Annotated in this window: 16 protein-coding genes; 9 read left to right on the plus strand and 7 right to left on the minus strand. The window is 71.2% G+C overall.

Features of this window, described 5'->3' with window-relative positions; all coding sequences use genetic code 11:
* Nucleotides 1-196: 196 nt before the first annotated feature.
* The gene (locus tag BMY07_RS03195; protein WP_092774848.1) at nucleotides 197-868 is read right to left on the minus strand and encodes an ArsR/SmtB family transcription factor; all 672 of its coding nucleotides are present in this window, start codon (nucleotides 866-868) and stop codon (nucleotides 197-199) included.
* 77 nt (nucleotides 869-945) lie between these two features.
* Here BMY07_RS03195 and BMY07_RS03200 point away from each other — a divergent pair, with 77 nt between their 5' ends.
* Nucleotides 946-1,965, plus strand: a complete 1,020-nt coding sequence (locus BMY07_RS03200; protein ID WP_092774849.1) for an NAD(P)/FAD-dependent oxidoreductase — start codon at nucleotides 946-948, stop codon at nucleotides 1,963-1,965.
* A 106-nt stretch (nucleotides 1,966-2,071) separates the two neighbouring features.
* Nucleotides 2,072-3,061: a ParB/RepB/Spo0J family partition protein gene (locus BMY07_RS03205; protein ID WP_218150571.1), complete on the plus strand. Its 990-nt coding sequence runs from the start codon at nucleotides 2,072-2,074 to the stop codon at nucleotides 3,059-3,061.
* 147 nt (nucleotides 3,062-3,208) lie between these two features.
* Here BMY07_RS03205 and BMY07_RS03210 read toward each other — a convergent pair whose 3' ends face one another.
* Nucleotides 3,209-3,775 (minus strand): flavoprotein, encoded by a 567-nt coding sequence (locus BMY07_RS03210; protein ID WP_092774850.1) that lies wholly within the window; start codon nucleotides 3,773-3,775, stop codon nucleotides 3,209-3,211.
* A 409-nt stretch (nucleotides 3,776-4,184) separates the two neighbouring features.
* Here BMY07_RS03210 and BMY07_RS03215 point away from each other — a divergent pair, with 409 nt between their 5' ends.
* The 5 genes from BMY07_RS03215 (at nucleotide 4,185) to BMY07_RS03235 (ending at nucleotide 11,488) form a co-directional block, all read left to right on the plus strand.
* Entirely contained in the window at nucleotides 4,185-7,439 is a 3,255-nt protein-coding gene (locus BMY07_RS03215; protein WP_092774851.1) for a non-ribosomal peptide synthetase, read from the plus strand.
* A 73-nt stretch (nucleotides 7,440-7,512) separates the two neighbouring features.
* Nucleotides 7,513-9,093, plus strand: coding sequence for a GMC family oxidoreductase (locus tag BMY07_RS03220; RefSeq protein WP_092774852.1), 1,581 nt, complete (start codon nucleotides 7,513-7,515; stop codon nucleotides 9,091-9,093).
* Between the two features lie 3 nt (nucleotides 9,094-9,096).
* A complete protein-coding gene (locus tag BMY07_RS03225) occupies nucleotides 9,097-9,840 on the plus strand; it encodes a thioesterase II family protein (RefSeq protein WP_092774853.1) in 744 nt (247 codons plus the stop codon).
* A gap of 13 nt (nucleotides 9,841-9,853) precedes the next feature.
* Nucleotides 9,854-10,996, plus strand: coding sequence for an acyl-CoA dehydrogenase family protein (locus tag BMY07_RS03230; protein WP_092774854.1), 1,143 nt, complete (start codon nucleotides 9,854-9,856; stop codon nucleotides 10,994-10,996).
* Between the two features lie 27 nt (nucleotides 10,997-11,023).
* Nucleotides 11,024-11,488 (plus strand): group II truncated hemoglobin, encoded by a 465-nt coding sequence (locus BMY07_RS03235; RefSeq protein WP_092774855.1) that lies wholly within the window; start codon nucleotides 11,024-11,026, stop codon nucleotides 11,486-11,488.
* A gap of 447 nt (nucleotides 11,489-11,935) precedes the next feature.
* Here BMY07_RS03235 and BMY07_RS03240 read toward each other — a convergent pair whose 3' ends face one another.
* On the minus strand, nucleotides 11,936-12,859 hold the full coding sequence (locus BMY07_RS03240) for an NAD(P)/FAD-dependent oxidoreductase (RefSeq protein WP_218150572.1): 924 nt from the start codon (nucleotides 12,857-12,859) through the stop codon (nucleotides 11,936-11,938).
* Between the two features lie 93 nt (nucleotides 12,860-12,952).
* Between BMY07_RS03240 and BMY07_RS03245 the strand changes: the two genes are divergently transcribed.
* Both BMY07_RS03245 and BMY07_RS03250 read left to right on the plus strand, forming a co-directional pair.
* Nucleotides 12,953-13,531 (plus strand): helix-turn-helix domain-containing protein, encoded by a 579-nt coding sequence (locus tag BMY07_RS03245; RefSeq protein ID WP_092774857.1) that lies wholly within the window; start codon nucleotides 12,953-12,955, stop codon nucleotides 13,529-13,531.
* A 159-nt stretch (nucleotides 13,532-13,690) separates the two neighbouring features.
* On the plus strand, nucleotides 13,691-15,142 hold the full coding sequence (locus BMY07_RS03250; protein ID WP_092774858.1) for an NAD(P)/FAD-dependent oxidoreductase: 1,452 nt from the start codon (nucleotides 13,691-13,693) through the stop codon (nucleotides 15,140-15,142).
* 68 nt (nucleotides 15,143-15,210) lie between these two features.
* Here the strand turns inward: BMY07_RS03250 and BMY07_RS03255 are convergent, their stop codons facing one another.
* The 4 genes from BMY07_RS03255 to BMY07_RS03270 form a co-directional block, all read right to left on the minus strand.
* Nucleotides 15,211-15,618, minus strand: coding sequence for a RidA family protein (locus BMY07_RS03255; RefSeq protein WP_092774859.1), 408 nt, complete (start codon nucleotides 15,616-15,618; stop codon nucleotides 15,211-15,213).
* Nucleotides 15,619-15,660: 42 nt separating this feature from the next.
* Nucleotides 15,661-16,410, minus strand: coding sequence for a methyltransferase (locus BMY07_RS03260; RefSeq protein ID WP_092774860.1), 750 nt, complete (start codon nucleotides 16,408-16,410; stop codon nucleotides 15,661-15,663).
* A 244-nt stretch (nucleotides 16,411-16,654) separates the two neighbouring features.
* Nucleotides 16,655-17,848 (minus strand): MFS transporter, encoded by a 1,194-nt coding sequence (locus BMY07_RS03265; protein ID WP_092774861.1) that lies wholly within the window; start codon nucleotides 17,846-17,848, stop codon nucleotides 16,655-16,657.
* A 268-nt stretch (nucleotides 17,849-18,116) separates the two neighbouring features.
* Nucleotides 18,117-19,322, minus strand: coding sequence for a hypothetical protein (locus tag BMY07_RS03270; protein WP_143073321.1), 1,206 nt, complete (start codon nucleotides 19,320-19,322; stop codon nucleotides 18,117-18,119).
* Nucleotides 19,323-19,461: the final 139 nt, after the last annotated feature.

Consider the following 19,461-nt stretch of genomic DNA (forward strand, 5'->3'; position numbering starts at 1 on the left):
GCGCTGACCGGCAGACGAGACGCGGGCGGCCCACCAGGAGTGGCGTCTGTGACGGCAAGAAGTCACCAAAGGGTTGTGGACAACACCGCTTCGGTGAGGGCTGCGGGGGCGGGCCTGCTCTGGCGATCAGCTCGGGGGCGGAGTGGCCGGACCGCGTCGAGCAGGGGCGGAGCGGGCCGGGTGAGTCCAAACAGGACTAGTGAGTGGCCTCGTCGGTGGTGACCGGGTTGCCTGCGACCTGCCATTCGAGGATGCCGTCGGCTAGGCGGACGGCTCGGCGGCCGGTGGCGGTGAGGAGGCGGACGGCGTCGTGGGAGAAGGTGCAGTAGATGCCTCGGCAGTAGGCGACGACCTCGAGTTCTGAGGGGAGTTCGTCGAGGCGGGAGCGGAGTTCGTCGAGCGGGATGGACAGCGCGCCGGGGATGTGGCCCGCGGTGAACTCCATCGCGGGGCGGACGTCCACCACGATGGCCTCACCGGCGCGCACGCGGCGCAGCAGTTCGGTGCGGTCGATGGCCTCGGTGTCCTCAGGACCCAGGTAGCGGCGCGCGGCGATGTCCACATCGGCCAGTTGGGTGGCGGCCACCTCCAGCAGTTGGCTGTAGAGCGCGGCCACCCCGCCGCTGGCGATGCGGTAGCGGATCGTGGTGCCGTCGCGGTTGCCGGTGACCAGGCCCGCGTGCTTGAGCGTCTGCAGGTGCGCCGACGTCGTGGTGACGGTCAGGCCCGCTTCCCTGGCCAGTTCGACCACCCCGCGCGCGCCCTGGGCGAGCAGGTCGATGAGCTCCAGCCGCTTCCCGTTGCCCAGCGCCTTGCCGACGCGCGCCAGCTCCTCGAACAGGTCTGGCCTCGATTGGTTGTCTCGCAAGGCTTCACTCCAGTTCCCGTGTTCCTTGGAATACTGTAGTCTCCGGCTGGGAGGACGGCCAAGCACGAGGGGAAATCATGGGATCGGGTGACCGCGAGGTCCACGGTGTGGTAGAGCGGGACGTCCTCGTGCTCGGCGGCGGTGCCGCGGGGCTCAGCGGGGCGTTGCTGCTGGCCAGGGCCGGGCTGGCGGTGTCGGTGGTCGACGCGGGCGCGCCGCGCAACGCCTCCGCCGCGCACATGCACGGCTTCCTCACCAGGGACGGCATGCCGCCCGCCGAGCTGGTCGACCGCGGCCGCGCCGAGGTGACCGCGTACGGCGGCGAACTGGTCGACACGGCGGTCGAGGACGTGCGGCCCGGGTTCACGGTCCGCCGCGCGGACGGCGTCGAGATGAGCGCGCCACGGCTCCTGGTCACCACCGGCATGCACGACGAACTGCCGGAGGTCGCCGGTGTCGCGCAGCGCTGGGGCCGCGACGTCCTGCAGTGCCCGTACTGCCACGGCCACGAGGTGCGCGACCAGCCGCTCGGCGTCCTGGCCACCGGCCCCGGCTCGACCCATCAGGCGCTGATGGTCCGCCAGTGGTCCGACGACGTCGTGCTCTTCGAGCACACCTACGCGCTGCCCGACGACGAGCGGGAACAGTTGGCGGCCATGGGGATCCGCACGATGCCGGGCGCGGTGAGCGCGCTGGTCGTGGCCGACGACGTCCTGCGCGGCGTCGAGACCGCGGGCGGCAGCACACCCCGCTCGGCGGTGTTCGTCGCGCCGCGGTTCGTGCCCAACACCCGGGTGCTGGCCGCGCTCGGCTGCGACACCGACCCCAACGGCTTCCTCGTCGTCGACGGATCCGGTGCCACGAGCGTGCCGGGGATCTGGGCCGCGGGCAACGTCGTCAACCCGCGCGCGCAGGTCATCACCGCCGCGGGAATGGGCACCGCCGCCGCGATGGCCATTCACCAGAGCGTCGTGCTCGACCGGACCGGGTCCGCCGTCGCGGCCCACCGGAACCGGGCGCGCGCGAACGGGTTCACCGCGGAACTGGAACGCGAGGTCGCCGAGATCGTCCTCGGTGACCGCAGGCACGGATTCTGATCGCCCGGCGAGAAAAGCCGAATAGAGCGCGCACTGCCGAATCGATGTTGAACCGACCATCCTGGGGGTTGTTCAATTGGGGCACGGTGGCGAGAACTCTCAGCTGGTGGATTCCGGCGCGGACCGGGTCTTACCCGAGGACTGGTGGGAGCAGAGCCCGCCGGTGACCGTGCCGATCAGCGCGCTGCGGCCGTCGGACTCGCCGCGGCTGGCCGGTGAGGACAGCGACCACGTCCGGCTGCTCGCCGAGTCGGCCGACGTGCTGCCGCCGGTGCTGGTGCACCGGGCGACCATGCGGGTCATCGACGGCATGCACCGGCTGCGCGCCGCGGTGATCTGCGGCGAGGACACCGTCCGGGTGCGCTACTTCGACGGGGACGAGGCGGAGGCGTTCGTGCTCGGCGTGCGGGCCAACGTCGCGCACGGGCTGCCGCTCTCGCTCGCCGACCGCAGGGTCGCGGCCATGCGGATCATCGCCTCGCACCCGAGGTGGTCGGACCGGGCCATCGCCTCGGCGACCGGCCTGGCCGCCAGGACGGTCGCGGTGATCCGCCGGTGCGCGACTGCTGATGCCCCGCAGTCGCGCACCCGGATCGGCCGCGACGGCCGGGTCCGACCGCTGAGCAGCGCCGACGGCCGCCGGATGGCGTGCCTGATGCTGCGCGAGGACCCGTCGACGTCCCTGCGGCAGGTCGCCACCGCCTCCGGCATCTCGCTGAGCACCGTCCGCGACGTCCGCGACCGGCTGGCCAGGGGCGAGGACCCGGTCCCGCCCAAGCAGCGGCAGCGCGAGCAGTACCCGCCGAGCACCGCCCTGGTCGTCGACACCCTGCGCGACCCGCCGTCCGACCTGCTCTCGCGGCTGCGCCAGGACCCGTCGCTGCGCTTCAGCGAGATGGGCCGCGCGCTGATCCGCCTGCTCAGCATCCACGCCCTCACCGACCAGGACCGCTTGGGCTTGCTCGACGCCGTCCCCGAGCACTGCCGCGGCGTCGTCGCCGAACTCGCCCACGCCTGCGCCGAGACCTGGCAGGAACTCGCCGTCTGGTTCGACCAGGGCACCCCCAGCCGCCGCACCGACCAACTCGTGCCCTGACCCGGCGACTCGCGGCCTCGTCGCGGGCCCGGCCGGGTCCGCCCTGGTACCCGGGCGGCCTTGTCGATGGCGGCATGTCCGAGAATCCCCGCGGTTGCGCACCTCCGGCCGCGGCACCCGGAGGGGCTGTGCCGCGGCCGGGGGTGGTCAGGCCTGCTGGGACAGGAGCTCGCCGATGATCTTGGCTACGTCGGCGGGGGCGGGCATGGTCGGGTGGTGGGAGATGGACCTGGTGCCCACGTCGTAGGTGTCGTGCCACACGGGGTCGGGGATGTGGTGGCCGTCGGCGCGGAGTTGGGTGATGTTGCGGCGGACGGCGGGCTTGTCCCACATGGCGGCGCCCATGGAGGGGAAGAAGACGGTGGGGTGGCGGGCCGAGAGGATGACCGTGGCCAGCCGGTTGGGGGCTGAGCCGGTCGCGGCGGCGGCGAGGATGTGGGCGGTGGCGGGCAGCACGACGCACAGGTCGTGGTCGGCGGCCAGGCGTGAGGGCTTGTCGGTCGGCCAGTCGGCGGGGGACTCGCCGCTGATCACCCGGTCGGCGTGGATGGCCACCGTCGCGGCGGGCAGGAACGCGGTGGCGGTGTGCGTCATCAGCACCGTGTACGTGCCGCCGAGGTGGGCGCGCAGGGCGGCGAGGTAGCTGGGCAGCGTCGTCACCGCGATCGATCCGGTGGCGCCGATGAGGATCCGGGGCGGGGCAGTGTCGCTCATGGCCGCATCGTGCAGGCAATCCCGAATGCGTTCAACGCGGCCGAATCCGCCGCTCACTCGATTGGCCCAGGTCGGCCATCGCCATTTTCCCGGACCAGCGAAAAGCGGTGGTCTAGTGCCCCCGACCGCCATTGCCGAACCCGCCGAACAGCCGAATTCCCACGCGCGCAAGCGCACGTTCGCCGACTCGGGAGCCGCGGACCGGAAATCGGCGGAATAGGTGATCGCTTGACAACCGTCGCGAGCCGCTGGTCTTATGCGAAGCAGTCAATGACGGCCCGCTCCGGGCTGCCGATCGGACCGGTCCACCCGCGGTCCGGTCGCGCGAATCCCGTTCTCCCACCACCGTTCGGCTGCCCCAGCGGGGCGCGGGCGGTGGTGTGCCGCGCGAAGGAGAGGTGCGACCACAATGGATGATCACGTGTCCGACCTGCGCAACGTCGCGGACAGCCCGGCGGCGGCCCCCCGCTCCGACCTGCCCCGCGCCGAGCCGCGACCGGACCAGCGGCACCGGCCGTTCCCGCTCACCGACATCCAGTACGCGTACCTGATCGGCCGCAACCGGGGCCTGGAACTCGGCGGGGTGTCGAGCCACTTCAGCTTCGAGTTCGACAGCCAGGGCCTGGACCTGGCCCGGCTCACCGAGGCGCTCAACAAGGTCATCGCCCAGCACGACATGCTCCGCGCGGTGGTCGACACCGGCGGCGAACAGCGTGTCCTGGAACAGGTTCCGCACTACGCCATCCCCTGCACCGACCTGCGCGCCGAACCCCCGGCCGCCCGGTCCGCCGCCGTCGCCGCGATCCGCGCCGAGTTGGCCGACCAGGTGCTGCCGGTCGACCGGTGGCCGCTGTTCGACATCCGCGCCACCCGGCTCACCGAACGCGGGTTCCGGCTGCACGTGAGCATGGACCTGCTGTTCGTCGACGCCCGTGGGTTCTTCCAGATGCTGCGCCAGTGGCGCGAGCTCTACGACAACCCCACCGCCGAACCGCGGCCGCTCGACCTCTCCTTCCGCGATTACGTGCTGGCCGAACAAGAACTGGCCACCACGACGGCCGGGCGCTGGGCCGAGAAGTACTGGCTCTCGCGCCTCGACGAGATCCCCGCCGCCCCCGAACTCCCGTTGGCCACGGCGCCGGAACGCATTGGCAGGCCTGCTTTCGGCCGCCGCGCCACGGTGATCACGCGACCGCGGTGGGCCGCCATGACCGCGGCCGCCGAAAGCCGCGGCATCACCCCGTCCGCGCTGCTGCTCGCCGCCTACTGCGAGGTGCTGCGGACCTGGTCGAAGCGCCAGGAGTTCACCGTCGCGCTCAGCCGACTCGACCGGCACCCGCTGCACCCGGATGTCGACCACCTGCTCGGCGACTTCCTCTCGCCCAGCCTGTTCGCCGTGCGGGCGGGGGAGGGCACGACCTTCCACGAGCGCGCCGCCGCCGTGCAGCGCAGGTTGCGCGACGACCAGGCGAACGCGGCGTTCGGTGGCATCCGCGTGCTGCGCGAGCTGACCCGCAGGCAGGGCGACGGCCGGGCCGCGTCGATGCCGGTCGTGTTCTCCGACATGCTCGGCTGCGGCGCGGAGGCGTTGAGCGGCTTCGGCGAGGTCGTGCACAGCGCCAGCCAGACGCCGCAGATCTGGCTGGAGAACCAGGTCGTCGACCAGGGCGGCGGTGTGGCCGTCACCTGGAACTCGGTCACCGGCCTGTTCGCCCCCGGGGTCCTCGACGCGATGTTCCACGCCTACCGCACTCTCCTCGACCGCCTGGTCGACGACGCCGCGGCCTGGGACAGCACCGCGGCCGTGGTCCCGCTGCCCGCCGCGCAAGCCGACGAACGCGCCCGCGCCAACGCGACCGACACCGACATCCCCCCGGCCTTGCTGCACGACTTGGTCGCCGATGCCGCGCGCCGGACCCCCGACGCCGTCGCGGTGATCGCCGATGGTGCCGAGGTCACCTACCGGCACCTCACCGAACCCGCGCACCGACTGGCCCGCAGGCTGCGCGAGTGCTGTGGTGCGGAGCCGAACACGGTCATCGCGGTGTCGATGCGGCCCGGTCCCGACCTCGTGTCCGCGCTGCTCGGGGTGCTGCACTCCGGCGCGGCGTACGTGTCCATCGACCCGGACCTGCCCGAGCAGCGGCGGTTGGCCCTGCTGGAGCGCTGCCGGGTGCTCGCGGTCGTCACCGAACCCGACCTGCGCGACCGGTTGGCCTGGCCGGAGGGGGTCGAACTCGTCACGCTCGGCGACGAGGCCACCCTCCGGCACAGCGCGGATCCCGTTGGCAGCAGGCAGGACCACGACGACCTGGCGTACGTGATCTTCACCTCCGGCTCCACCGGCGAGCCCAAGGGCGTGATGATCTCCCACCGCAGCGCGGGCAACACCGTCCAGGACATCAACCGGCGCTTCGGCGTCAGCCGCGACGACAGAGTGCTCGCCTTGGCGCCCACCGGTTTCGACCTGTCGGTGTACGACATCTTCGGCGTCCTCGGTGCGGGCGGCGCCGTCGTGGTCCCCGCGCCGGAGCGGGCCAGCGACCTGACGCACTGGTCGGAGCTGATCGACCGGCACGGGGTGACGATCTGGAACAGCGTGCCCGCGCCGATGCGGATCTGGGTCGAGTCCCTCGGCGACACCACCCCCGCCAGCCGGCTGCGGCTGGCCCTGCTCAGCGGCGACTGGATCCCCACGACGCTGCCGGAGCAGGTCCACCGGCACTTCCCGGAGCTGAACCTGGTCAGCCTCGGCGGCGCCACCGAGGGGTCCATCTGGTCGGTGTTCAACCCGATCGGCGTGGTGCCGCCGGAGTGGCCGAGCATCCCGTACGGCAAGCCGCTGGCCAACCAGAGGCTGCACGTGCTGGACAAGCGGTTCGAGCCGTGCCCGACCTGGGTCGCGGGCGAGATCCACATCGGCGGGGTCGGCGTCGCGGACGGCTACTGGGCCGACCCGGTGCGCACCGCCGAGCGGTTCGTCCTGCACCCCGGCACCGGCGAACGGCTCTACCGCACCGGCGACCTCGGCCGCTACCTGCCCGGCGGCGACATCGAGATCCTCGGCCGCGACGACTTCCAGGTCAAGATCAACGGTTACCGGGTCGAACTCGGCGAGGTCGAGGCCGCGCTGAGCAGGCACCCCGGCGTCCGCCAGGCCCTGGTGGCCGCCCCGACGCACCCGCACAGCAAGCAGCGCCAACTCGCCGCGTACCTCGTGGTCGACGGCTCGGAGAGCACCGACCCGGCCGTGCTGCGCGCCGCGCTCGCCGAGCAACTGCCCAGCTACATGGTCCCCAACCACTTCGTGACCATCGCCGCGCTCCCGCTCACCCCCAACGGCAAGATCGACCACAAGGCCCTCCCCGCGCCGTGGCAGGACAGCCCATCGCCCGACGAGCGCGTGCAACCCCGCTCCGACGTGGAACGCGACCTGCTGGAGATCTGGTCGCGCCAACTCGGCCACAACGACTTCGGCGCCGAGGACGGCTTCTTCGACGTCGGCGGCGACTCCCTGCACGCGGTCGGCATCATCGGCCACCTCCGCACCGCCTTCAACATCAGCTCCGCCGCCGAGCAGGAGGTCATCGAGGCCCTCTTCACCAACGCCACCATCACCGACTTCGCCGCCGTCATCGGCTCCCTGCGCGACACCGCCTCATGACCACCGACCGGAAGTGTCGTCAGGGAGCCCGGGGTATCGGAGCGGGTTTGGGACTGCCCGGGAGGTGGGGTTCATGAGTGCCGAGTGGGAGCACGTGATCGTCGGCGCCGGGTCGGCGGGGGCGGTGGTGGCGGCGCGGTTGGCGGCGCGGGGGCATCGGGTGTTGTTGGTGGAGGCCGGGGTCGACCAGCCGGTGGACCGGGAGGTGGTCAACCCGTTGCGGGACGGGACGAGGTTGATCCTGGAGGGGTTCAACTGGGACTACCAGGCCAACCTGCGCGGGCGGGCCCGGGAGCACGCGACGGTCGGGGCAGGTGTGGCGCGGTCGCGGGCGTTGTGGGGGCGGTTCCCCTACCGGCTGGGCAAGGTGGTCGGGGGGTCCTCCGCGGTGAACGGGGCGGTCGCGATGCGGGCGTTGCCGGGGGACTTCGCGGACTGGGTGGCCATGGGGAACCCGGAGTGGTCGTGGGACCGGGTGCTGCCGTTCTACAAGATGGTCGAGCGCGACACCGACTTCCCCGGCGGCGACCACGGCGTCCGCGGCCCGATCCCGATCCGCCGACCCCGGCGCGACCAGCTGCACGAACTGGACCTCGCGTTCTGGGACGAGTGCCGCCGGATGGGCGTGCCCGACCTGCCGGACCTCAACGCCGGGGTGGACGTCGGGGTCGGGGCGGTCCCGGCCAACACGGTCGGCACCGAGCGGGTCGACACCGCGAGCGGCTACCTCGCCCCGGTGCGGGACCTGCCGAACCTGGAGATCAGGACCGGCTGCCGGGTGACCAGGCTGCTGCTCGACGGGCGGCGGGTGACCGGCGTGGAACTGCTGCAGGACAACAGGACCGTGCGGGTCACGGCCAGGAACGTGGTGCTCAGCGCTGGTGCCGTCGGCTCGCCCGCCGTCCTGCTGCGCTCCGGCATCGGACCGGCCGACACCTGCGCCGACCTCGGCGTCACCCCGGTCGTCGACCTGCCCGGCGTCGGCGAGAACCTCGTCGACCACCCGTCGGTCGTCATCTGGGCCAAGCCGCGCGACGGCCTGTGCAGGCCGGGGATCCCGTGGCGGCAGGTCGCGGCCAGGGTGTCCAGCGACGGCCAGGCGGCGGACCTGCAGGTCTGGCTGCTCAACAACGTGGAGACCGCGACGATCCCCGGGTTCGTCAACCGGCTCGGCTGGCCGATGGTGGTCGGCATCTCGGTGATGCTGCTGCGACCCGCCTCCCGCGGCCGGGTCCTGCTGCCCGACGCCGACCCCGGCGCCTCGCCGGTCATCGAACTGGGTTTCGGCTCGGTCGACGACGACGTCGACCGCCTCGCCCACGGTGTCCGCACGGCGTGGCGGATCCTGCGGTCGGAGCGGTTCGCCGCGCGGTTGACCGAGGTGCAGCTGTGGAACGACGCCATGGTCGCCGACGACACCGTGCTGCGCAGCGCCGTCCGCAACGTCATGAGCCCCGGGTGGCACGCGATCGGCTCGGCCAGGATGGGCCCGGCGAGCGACCCGATGTCCGTTGTGGACCAGCGGTGCCGGGTGCACGGGATCGGCAACCTGCGGGTCGTCGACGCCTCGGTGTTCCCGACCATGCCCAGCGCCCCGACGAACCTGACCACCATCATGCTGGCGGAGAAGATCGCCGGCGGACTGGGGGAGTGACCCGTGCCGCCGCAACCCGTGCGCCTGTACTGCGTGCCCTACGCGGGCGCGACCTCGTCGATCTACCGCTCGTGGCAAGCGTTCCAGACCGCGTCGGTGCGGGTCATCGGCATCGACCACCCGGGCCGCGGCACCCGCAACCGGGAGGCCAGGATCACCGACTACCGCGACCTGGTGGCGTCGATGGCCAACCACGTCGCCGCCGACCTGATGCAGGCGTGGGACCAGGTCAGCGACCTGCGCTACGGCACCTTCGGGCACAGCTTCGGCGCGATGCTGAGCCTGGCGGTCGCCGACGCGGTCGCCCGCGTCGTCGGTAGACCGCCGGTGCGGTCCATCGTCTCCGCCGCGCTGCCGCCCGCGCTGCAACCCCCGGGTGACGAGACGACCACGCTCACCGACGCCGAACTGCTCGACAAGATCCGCGCCGATGGCGGCACCGCGCCGGAACTGTTGGCCAACAAGGCGATGGCCGGGTACCTGGTGCGGCTGATGCGCGAGGACTACGCGATCCGGCGACAGTTCCACGTGGACGAATCGCTGGTGGTCGGGTTCCCGCTGACCACCATCGCCGCACGCGACGACGTCTACGTCACCCCCGAGCAGATGCGGCGGTGGGGCGCGCACAGCAGTGCGCAGAGCCGCCAGGTCGAGATCCCCGGCGGGCACTTCGCCGCCTTCGCCGACCCGGGCCACACCCTGCGGATCGCGCACCACCAGCTCAACGAACACCTCGTCCGGCGCTGAGGGAGGAACCGCGGTGGAGCACAACGTCTACGAGTCGGTGCACGAGGAGTTCCGCGACCTGTGCCGGGTCTTCCTCGCGAGGGAGGCGGTTCCGTACCACGACGAGTGGGAGCGGGACGGCGTCATCAGCCGGGAGGTGTGGCGCAAGGCGGGCAAGGCCGGGCTGTTGGGCCTCGGCGTGCCGGTGGAGCACGGCGGGGCGGGGGTGACGGACTTCCGGTACGTGGCGGTGTTCATCGAGGAGCTGGTCCGATCGCGGGTTACCGCGCCGGGGTTCGTCGCGCACAACGACATCATCGCGTCCTATTTGGCCACTCGGACCACCGCGGAGCAGCGGGACCGGTGGCTGCCCGGGGTGTGCGCCGGTGAGCTGGTCGCCGCGATCGCGATGACGGAACCCGACGCCGGGTCCGACCTGATGGGCATCCGCACGACCGCCGTGCGCGACGGGGACTGGTTCGTCCTCAACGGGCAGAAGACGTTCATCACCAACGGGGAGAACGCGGACCTCGTGATGGTGGCGGCGAAGACCCCGACCGCGCGCGGCGGGCAGGGGATCAGCCTGCTGGTGGTGGAGCGGGACACGCCGGGGTTCACCCGCGGCCGCAAGCTGGAGAAGCTGGGGTGGCAGGCCAGCGACACCAGCGAGCTGTTCTTCGACGACTGCCGCGTCCCGGCGGCGAACCTGATCGGCAAGGAGAACGCCGGGCAGGGGTACCTGATGGCGGGCATGCCCCGCGAGCGGTTGTGCATCGCCACGGTGGCGGTCGCGACCGCGGAGAAGATGCTCGCCGAGACCCTGGCGTACGCGACCACCCGCACGGCGTTCGGGCAGCCGATCGGCAGCTTCCAGCACAACCGGTTCCTGCTGGCCACCCTCGACACCGAGATCACCCTGGCCCGCGTCTTCCTCAACCACTGCGTGACCGAGCTCAACGCCCGCCGCCTCACGGTGACCGACGCCGCCAAGGTCAAGTGGTGGACCACCGAACTCCAGGTCCGCGTCGCCGACCGCTGCCTCCAGCTCTACGGCGGCAGCGGCTACCTGAAGGAAAGCCCCATCGCCAAGGAATGGGCCAACAGCCGCGTCCAGACCATCTACGGCGGCACCACCGAGATCATGAAGGAAATGATCGGCGTCTCCCTCGGTTTGTGAGCCACCCACCCAGGAAAGGGCACCCCGATGCCAGACCCCATCCCCACCCTCTACGAATGGGCAGGCGGCGCCGAGGCACTGGAACGCCTCACCGAGGCCTTCTACAAGAAGGTCCTCGCCGACGACCTGCTGGCCCCCATGTTCCGCCACATGACCGCCGACCACCCGAAGGACGTCGCCATCATGCTGGGCGAGGTCTTCGGCGGGCCCCGGCTCTACACCTCCGAGCACGGGGGGTTCCCGCGGTTGTTGTCCAAGCACCGGGGGCGCGATATCCAGCCTGAGCAGCGGGAGCGGTGGGTGCGGTTGATCCTGGAGGCGGCGGATGAGGTGGGGTTGCCTTCGGACCGGGCGTTTCGGTCGGCGTTTGTGGCTTATATGGAGTGGGGGTCGCGGGGGGCTATGGCTAATTCTCGGCGGGGGAGTCGGCCGCCGGAGAGGGAGTCGTTGAAGGTTTGGGGGTGGGGGGAGTCGCCGCCTGTGGAGGAGTGAGGGGGTTGTCCACAGGGTGCTTGGTCGCTCGGCCGGTTCTGTCGGTGCTTCCCGGTAGGCTGTGCATTGGGGGCTGCTTTGGGCGATTTGATCTTGGGCTGGGGGCGGTGGCTCTCGGTCTCGCCTGCGGCGTCGACGATCGACGGCTCGCCTTCGGCATCGCGGTGGGGCGCGAGTTTCGAGCTTTGCTCGATGCGGCGAACTCGTTTTGCGCGGGGCCCCTGAATAACCCGTGGCAGGACCGCAAAGCAGGGGCCGAAAAGCGTGGCCCTGTCCGCGAACGACGCTACGGGTCATTCTCCCCCACGCAAAACAAGTCCGCCCCATCGAGCCGGGTTGGCACCAGCGACTCCGAGGAGCGCGGGGTTGGCCAACGTTGTTCAGGGGTGCGTGGTGGCCAACGTTGTTGGGGGCCAACCTCGGCCCTGGTTGGGCGGAGTGTGTGGGTTAGGTGGCGTGGGCGGGGGTGGTGAGGGCGCTGGTGATGTCGTCCTGTACCAGGGCTATATTGATGGCGAAGCCTGCTGCGGAGCCCATTCCCGCCGCCGTGACTACTTGGGCGCGGGGGTCGATGACGTTCCCCGCTGCGAAGACCCCCGGTACGGTCGTCTGGCCCGCGCGGTCGACCACGATCCAGCCGTCAGGGCCTACGGTGCAGCCGAGGGCTCTGAGTAGCGAGTCGCGAGGCACCATTCGGGGCACTACGAACACGGTGGAGCGGGCGATCTGGGTGCCGTCGGTCAGTTCTACCCCGCGTACCGCGTCGTCGGTTACCACCACCGATCGGATGGGGCCGTCGATGACCTGGATTCCTCTGGCGTGGAGTTGTGCGCGGTCCTCGGCCGTCATGTCCAGGGTGTGGGCGAACAGCACCACGTCCGCGGACCACTGGCGCAGCATCTGGGCGTGGAAGACCGCGCCGGGGCTGGTGCCGAGGATGCCGAGGGGGCGGTCGCGGACTTCGTAGCCGTGGCAGTAGGGGCAGTGCACCACGTCGCGGCCCCAGCGTTCTCGGACGCCGGGGATGTCCGGTAGCTCGTCGCGTAGACCTGTTGCCACCACGAGGCTTCTGGCGCTCAATGTCTGCCCGGTGTCCAAAGTGGTCGTGAAGCCCTCGGTCACCTCCGACACCGACGCGTCGATCAGTGTGGCGCCGTAGCCGAGGACCTCGGCTCGGGCGACGTCCAGGAACACCGGGGGCGCGATGCCGTCCCTGGACAGGAATCCGTGCATGTGGGCGGCCGGGGCGTTGCGGGGGCGGCCGTTGTCCACCACCGCCACCCGGCGCCGGGCCCTGGCCAGCAGCAGGGCCGCGTTGAGCCCGGCCGCGCCAGCACCGATCACCACGGTGTCGTAGTCGTGCGTTGTCATCCCTGTGATCACCTCCGCCGCCATGGTGACCCGATCGGTGCGGGATGGGCAACGATAGTTGCCGTTTCCGGGACATGCTGGTCTCATGGCGGCATGGCCCCGATCGACGACATCGCCTTCGCGCTCGCCGGGGTCGGTCCCCGGCTCAAGCGGCTGCGGTCGCAGCGCGGGCTGAGCCTGTCCGCGCTCTCGGAGCTGACCGGGATCTCCAAGAGCACCCTGTCCCGGCTGGAGGTCGGGCAGCGCAGGCCGAGCCTGGAACTGCTGCTGCCCATCGTGCGGGCGTACCGGATCCCGCTCGACGAGCTGATCGGCGGCCCCGAGGTCGCCGACCCGCGCATCCGGCCGACACCGCGGCGGGTCGACGGAAGCGTGGTGCTCGCCCTCACCAGGCAGCCGAGCCCGCTGCACACCTTCAAGACCATCATCCCGCCCGACCGCAGCACCCCGGAACTGTGCACGCACGAGGGCTACGAATGGCTCTACGTCGTCTCCGGGCGGCTGCGGCTGGTGCTCGCCGAGCAGGACATGGTGCTGGAGGCGGGCGAGGCGGCCGAGTTCGACACCCGGTTGCCGCACTGGTTCGGCAGCACCGGCGACGGCGCGGTCGAGGTGCTCAACATCCTCGGCCCGCAGGGCGAGCGCATCCACATGCGGGTGAAACCGGAATAGCCGCCGAATAGCCGAGCGCGTTGCCGTTTCCGGGACGCGCATTGTCCGCTGTCCGCTTCGGTGCCATTATCTAGGGACCGCACGGAATGCGCGAGAACCCGCTGTGCGCCATTCCACCTATTCGCTGTGCGGTTTCCTTCGAAGAGGATGGGAACCCCCATGAGTTCCACCGGTGTGCCCAAGAAGAACTTTGACGTGATCGTCGTCGGGAACGGGGTGCTGGGACTGTCGCTCGGGCTGGAACTGGCCAGGCGCGGGCAGGACGTGGCCGTGCTCGGCGAACCGCACCGCCCCTACGCGGGCACCTCGGCGGCCGGGGCGATGCTCGGCTGCTTCGGCGAGGTGACCACGACGCTGGTGGCCGGCGACGCGGGTCGGACCAAGCTGGAACTGGGAATCCGCGCCACCGGGATGTGGCCGGAATGGCTCGACGGACTCGGTGACGGCGCGGCGGAGGAGGTCGTCACCGCGGACGGCACGACCGTCATCCTCAACGCGATCGGCATGGCGGAGATCGACGACACCAACTTCCGCGCCATCCGCGAGGAGTTGACCCGCTACGACCAGCCGTTCGAGGACGTCGACCCGCTCGACCTCGACTGGGTCGACGCCGAGCCGATCTCCCGCCCGCTGCGGGCCTTCCACATCCCCGGCGAGCACGCGGTGAACACCGTCGCGCTGGTCCTGCGGCTGCAGAACGCCTTCACCGCCGCGGGCGGCACGATCATCGGCAGCGAAGCCTCCACAGTGGACCACAGCGGCGACCGGGTGACCGGAGTGACGCTGACCGACGGCGAGAAGCTGACCGCGGGCCAGGTGACCCTCGCCGCGGGTTCGCGCACCCAGACCCTGCTCGACCAACTGCCCGTCGGCGACCGGATGCCGCCGCTGGTCAGCGGGTACGGCGTGTCCGTCCTCATGCGCACCTTCGACGGCACCGCCCCCAGCAGCGTCATCCGCACGCCCAACCGGTCCTTCGCCTGCGGCCTGCACCTGGTCCCGCGCGGCGACGGCGAGGTCTACATCGGAGCGACCAACGTCGTGTCCACCCGGCCGCGCGAGGTCGCCGACATGCGGGACCTGGTGTTCCTGCTGCAGTGCGCGCACCGCCAGATCCGGATGGGCCTGTGGGAGAGCCCGATCCAGAAGGTCCAGGTCGGCAACCGGCCCATCTCCGTGGACGGCTTCCCGCTGCTCGGCGCGGGCGGCATGGCGGGGCTGTGGATCATGACGGGCACCTACCGGGACGGCCTGCACCTCTCGCCGCTGGTGGCCACCGAGATGGCGGCCAGGATCCTCGGCGAGCCCACCGCGCACGACTTCGACCTGTTCACCCCGATCCGCAAACCGATCCAGTCGATGACCCGCGAGCAGATCGTCAGCAACACCTTCATCGAGCAGTTCGCCATCGGCCCCGAGCAGGACTGGACGCTGCCGGTCGACTGGCACCGCTGGATCGGGATGGACCTGCGGCCCGCGATCGAGGCCTGGGTCGCCGAGATCGACCCGGAGATCACCCCGCCCGCCGAACTGGTCTTCACCTCGCGGTTCGACCCGGACCTGCTCAAGCTGCTGCGGGAGTACTACGCGCGGACCCGCCGGCTCTGGTGAACCACCGCGTGAACGACGATGTCCTCGCCCGGGCCGGGGCGAGGACATCGTCGCTTGTGGAGGGTGGATCAGGTCAGCACCGCGGTCGCCTCGACCTCGATGAGGAACTCGGGCTCGGCCAGGGTCGCCACCCCGATCAGCGTCGTCGGCCGGACCAGGTCGATGCCCAGCCGGTCCGACGCCCGCTTCACCCCGGCGGTCACCTCGTCCCACTTGGATAGCGACCAGTCCACCGCGTAGATGTTGAGCCGCGCCACGTTGTCGAAGGTGCCGCCGACCGCGGCCAGCCCTCTGGCGACGTTGAGGTACGCCTGCTCGGTCTGCGCCGCCAGGTCACCCGGGCCGACCAGGTCGCCGCTCGGCGTGCGCGCGGTCTGTCCGCTGAGGAACACCAGCCTGGAGCCGGTGCCGACCGACAGCTGGCGCCAGCCGTAGGGCTCGGGCAGGTCCGGCGGGTCGAAGAACTCGACAGTCACTTCTCTCCCTCTCTCGGTGTCGCTCGTGCTGACGGGGGAAGGTCACCTCAGGTCGAACTCGTACATCGTGAAGTCCATCCCCATCATCCCGTGTTCGTTGGTGTTGGCCCTGACCGCCGCGGACTGGTCGAAGTCGGCCGCGGGCAGATCGACCGCCGCAGAGCGGTACACGCGACCCTCGAACCCGGCGTCGGTGGCAGCGCGCAGCATCTTCTCCGGATTGCCCATCACCTCACTGGTGCCCAGGTAGACCTTGCCGCCGTCGACCAGGTGCGCGCCCGCGTCGCGGAAGAACCGCCGCTGCAGGCCGTAGCCGGGGTCGAGGACGGCCCGCTCGATGTGCTTGCCGTACTGCCGGTCCTCCGGGGCCTCGATGAACGGGCTGTTCCAGAAGATCACGTCGAAGGTCTCGGTCGGCTCCAGCGCCTCGAACAGGTCGCTGGTCGCCGCGGTCACGCGGTCGTCGACCCCGTGCCGTTCGGCGTTGCGGGCGGCGTTCTTGGCCGCGGCGGGGTTGATGTCGAGCGCCACCACCTGCGAGCACCCGGCTTGGGCGGCGAGCACGGCGGACACGCCCGCGCCGCACCCCATCTCCAGGAACCGTTGTCCCGCGACATAGGGGACCCACGAGGCGAACAGCCCCGGCCCCGGGTCGGTGTACGGGGGGAACACCTCGGGCAGCAGGTCCCACTCCATCTCCAGCAAGGAGAAAGTGCTCTGCAGCGGGGTGTCGGGGTCCTCGATGCGCGACAGCGTCCAACTTCCCAGTTCATATCCGAGCTCGTTGAACATAGGCTCGTTCCTCCCTCGTGGGGACCAGCTGAGCGGGGTTCTCGCGGCAGGGGCCGCGGCGCACGGGTGAGCAGCGGGTGCGGCGGAGTCGTTGTGGCCGAACGGTTCTCGGCTGACTCCGGAATGGATCGTCACACGGGTGGTGGGGGGTGTCAATGATCGTCCCGGGAACGGCAACGGCCCCGGACACGCGAACACGGCCCGGACAGGGGGTCTCCGGGCCGTGCTCGCTCAGCCGACCGCGCTACGGCTGTCGACGCGTGATGGTCTGGTCCACCAGGATCGCCGGGATGGTCAGCACCGCCAGGCCCGCGCCGATCCACGGGATCACCGTCAGGCTCGCGCCCGCGCTCAGCGCCACGCCCGCGAGGATGGGCACCAGGCTGATGCCGAGCTGGAACATCGACACCGCCGTGGAACCGGCCAGCGTGGGCGCGGCATAGGCGAGGGTGAACACCCGCCCGTAGATGGCCGGGTTCAACACGAACCCGGCCACGCCCATCAGCGCCACGATCACGATGACCGCCAGGTCGTACTCCGCCAGCACCGCCAGCGCGACCGAGCACACCCCGATGCCGACCGCGCCGATCAGCAGCGCGTGGAACGGCCGCACGTCGGAGATCCGGCCGCCGATGGAGATGCCGACGAACGCGCCGATGCCGAACAGCGTCAGGATCGGCGGCACCCAGACCGAGTCGAGCCCGGTGACATCGGTCAGCAGCGGCGCGAGGTAGTTGTAGGTGATCATGTAGGCCGCGGTGCTCAGCAGGGTCGCGGCGTACACCGCGACCAGCCGGGTCTGCTTCATCGCCCGGAGTTCCTGCCGCACACTGGGTTCCGCCGCGGGTTTGGTCGCGGGAACGGCAGCGATGGTCAGCGCCGCGCCGATGAGGGTGAGCGCGAACACCGCCCAGAACCCGCCGCGCCAGCCGGTGAAGTGGCTCAGCAGGGCGCTGGCCGGGCCGCCCGCGATCATCGCGACGCTGAGCCCGCTGACCACGACGCCCGAGGCGCGCGCGGTCTTCTCCGGTGGCACCAGGCTGATCGCGGTGACCGCCGCGACCGCCCAGAACCCGGCGTAGGCGATGCCGCAGACGAAGCGCGCCACCAGGATCACCGCGTAGTTGTCGGTCAGCAGGCTGACCGCGACCGCGCCCGCGAACACCAGCTGCGTGATCACCAGCGTCGTCCGGCGCGGCCACCGCAGCGTCAGCACGGCCATCGGCGGCCCGCCGATCACCACCGCGATGGCGAACGCCGTGATCAGCGCGCCCGCCGCGGACAGCGAGATGCCCAGGTCGTCGGCGATCGCGGGCAGCACCCCGGCCACCAGGAACTCCGCGCTGCCCATGGCCAGCAGGCTGAACGCGAGCAGGTACACCCCGAGCGGCAGCCGCTTGCTCGCGACCTCGACGGGGGTCGTCGTGTCGGCGCTCATCGGCGGGCACCTCGACTCGGGGCGGGGACGTCGGTCGGGTGCGGGGTGGGGGACTCGTGGGGTGTCCGCGCGGCCACTTCGACGGCTCGTGTGCGCATTGGCGTTTCCTCGGATCGGTGCGGTGAGTGCGGCTTTCCCCGCGGGCCAACGGGATCCGTCGACCGGTAGGGGTGTGCCGGTCGCCGCCCGGCGTGCTGGGCGGCGCCGAGGCCCCAGTGTGGGGATGGCGCGCGAGGACCGACAAGTCTTGTTGCCAAAAGCGGGACGGCTAGCGCGGTTCGACAGCGCCGGACGCCGCGCCCGCGTCCACTTCGATCCGCCGGGGGCGCCGCGCCTGGGTGGACCACCAGTGCAGCGCGGCCGTGGTGGCCGACAGGGTGGTCGAGGTCCTGGCGGAGATCAGCGAGCCGTCGCGGAACGCGGCGACGACCGTGCCGTCTGGCGTCTTCGCGGTGGCCAGTCTGGCGCCGGGAAGACGGGAGAGCAAGGACCTGATGTGCTCGACGGCGTTTTCCCTGCTGTGGAAAGGGAAATCCGCCCAGATCGCGGAGGCGGACTCCAGGAGCGCGATGTCCGGGGTGGTGTCGGCGGCGCTGAGGGAGCCACCGGAGTCGCCGTGGCGCGCGGTGGTGCGCCGGATGGTGAGGCGGGCGTGGGCGGAGCTGGTGCGGGCGTCGCGGATGGTGGTGCGGTAGTGCGTGGGGTCGGTGAGTTCGACCTCTCCCGGGGGGATCGGCTCCGCGGGGCGGGGATCGGCGACGGGCAGGTCCATGATCCGGTAGAACAGGGCGTTCATGGTGGCGGCCGCGGTGCCGGGCCGGTGGAAGATCGTGGCCACGGTCGCCGGGTCGACCGGGGTGGGGATGGCGTCGGGGAGACCGTCCGGCGGGAGGCGGGGGAGCGAGGCCAGCAGGCGGGACAGGGGAGAGGCGATGACCTCGGGGCCGCCGTCCGCCGCTAAGAGGATCGGTTTGCCCGCCGCGGCGGCGTAGCTGGTCAGCGAGCCGTGGTCGGAGATGACGAGATCGGCCGCGACCATCGCCTGCCGCCAGTCGTGCCCCGGCGGGACCAACGCGAGCCCGGCGGCGAGGGCTTGGCGTAACCACGCGCGAACCTGGAGCGGACCGTGCCGCTGCCAGACGTTGGGGTGCAGCGTCATCGCGACGCGGTACTCGTCGGCGGGGAGGGTGGAGACCAGCCGTTCGGCTAGGCGGGGATCCGTCCCGAAGAGGGAGTGCGGACCCCAGGTCGAGCAGAGGAGCACCATGCGCCTGCCATCGGCGTCGAAAGCCCGGCGGTAGCGGTGACGGTGGGCGGCACTGGCCGTGATCCGGTCGAGGCAGGGGTCGGCGGTGAGTACGGCGTGCACGCGGGGGTCGACTGACTTGAGTGCTGCTACCTGCCGCTCGTGGGCGACCACGACTGTGTGCGGGACTACGCGGCCGTTCTTGACTAGTCCGGCTAGGCCTGACACCGCTGTTGGGTCTGCCGCCGCTCGCCGGTGATAACCCGCGCCGTGGGGCATAAGAACCAGTGGGGCGTTGAGGAGATGCAGCGCGCCGTTGTCACTAGCCGCCACCGCCAAGTCAAACTTCTCCCGGCAGGCCTGCCCC

Source organism: Actinokineospora terrae, from assembly GCF_900111175.1.
Lineage (GTDB): Bacteria > Actinomycetota > Actinomycetes > Mycobacteriales > Pseudonocardiaceae > Actinokineospora > Actinokineospora terrae.

Excerpts from the sequence above, each read along its gene's own strand:
- BMY07_RS03200 (WP_092774849.1), top strand. The coding sequence starts at position 946 with ATGGGATCGGGTGACCGCGAGGTCCACGGTGTGGTAGAGCGGGACGTC.
- BMY07_RS03210 (WP_092774850.1), bottom strand. The coding sequence starts at position 3,775 with ATGAGCGACACTGCCCCGCCCCGGATCCTCATCGGCGCCACCGGATCG.
- BMY07_RS03215 (WP_092774851.1), top strand. The coding sequence starts at position 4,185 with ATGGATGATCACGTGTCCGACCTGCGCAACGTCGCGGACAGCCCGGCG.
- BMY07_RS03220 (WP_092774852.1), top strand. The coding sequence starts at position 7,513 with ATGAGTGCCGAGTGGGAGCACGTGATCGTCGGCGCCGGGTCGGCGGGG.
- BMY07_RS03235 (WP_092774855.1), top strand. The coding sequence starts at position 11,024 with ATGCCAGACCCCATCCCCACCCTCTACGAATGGGCAGGCGGCGCCGAG.
- BMY07_RS03240 (WP_218150572.1), bottom strand. The coding sequence starts at position 12,859 with ATGACAACGCACGACTACGACACCGTGGTGATCGGTGCTGGCGCGGCC.
- BMY07_RS03245 (WP_092774857.1), top strand. The coding sequence starts at position 12,953 with ATGGCCCCGATCGACGACATCGCCTTCGCGCTCGCCGGGGTCGGTCCC.
- BMY07_RS03250 (WP_092774858.1), top strand. The coding sequence starts at position 13,691 with ATGAGTTCCACCGGTGTGCCCAAGAAGAACTTTGACGTGATCGTCGTC.
- BMY07_RS03260 (WP_092774860.1), bottom strand. The coding sequence starts at position 16,410 with ATGTTCAACGAGCTCGGATATGAACTGGGAAGTTGGACGCTGTCGCGC.
- BMY07_RS03265 (WP_092774861.1), bottom strand. The coding sequence starts at position 17,848 with ATGAGCGCCGACACGACGACCCCCGTCGAGGTCGCGAGCAAGCGGCTG.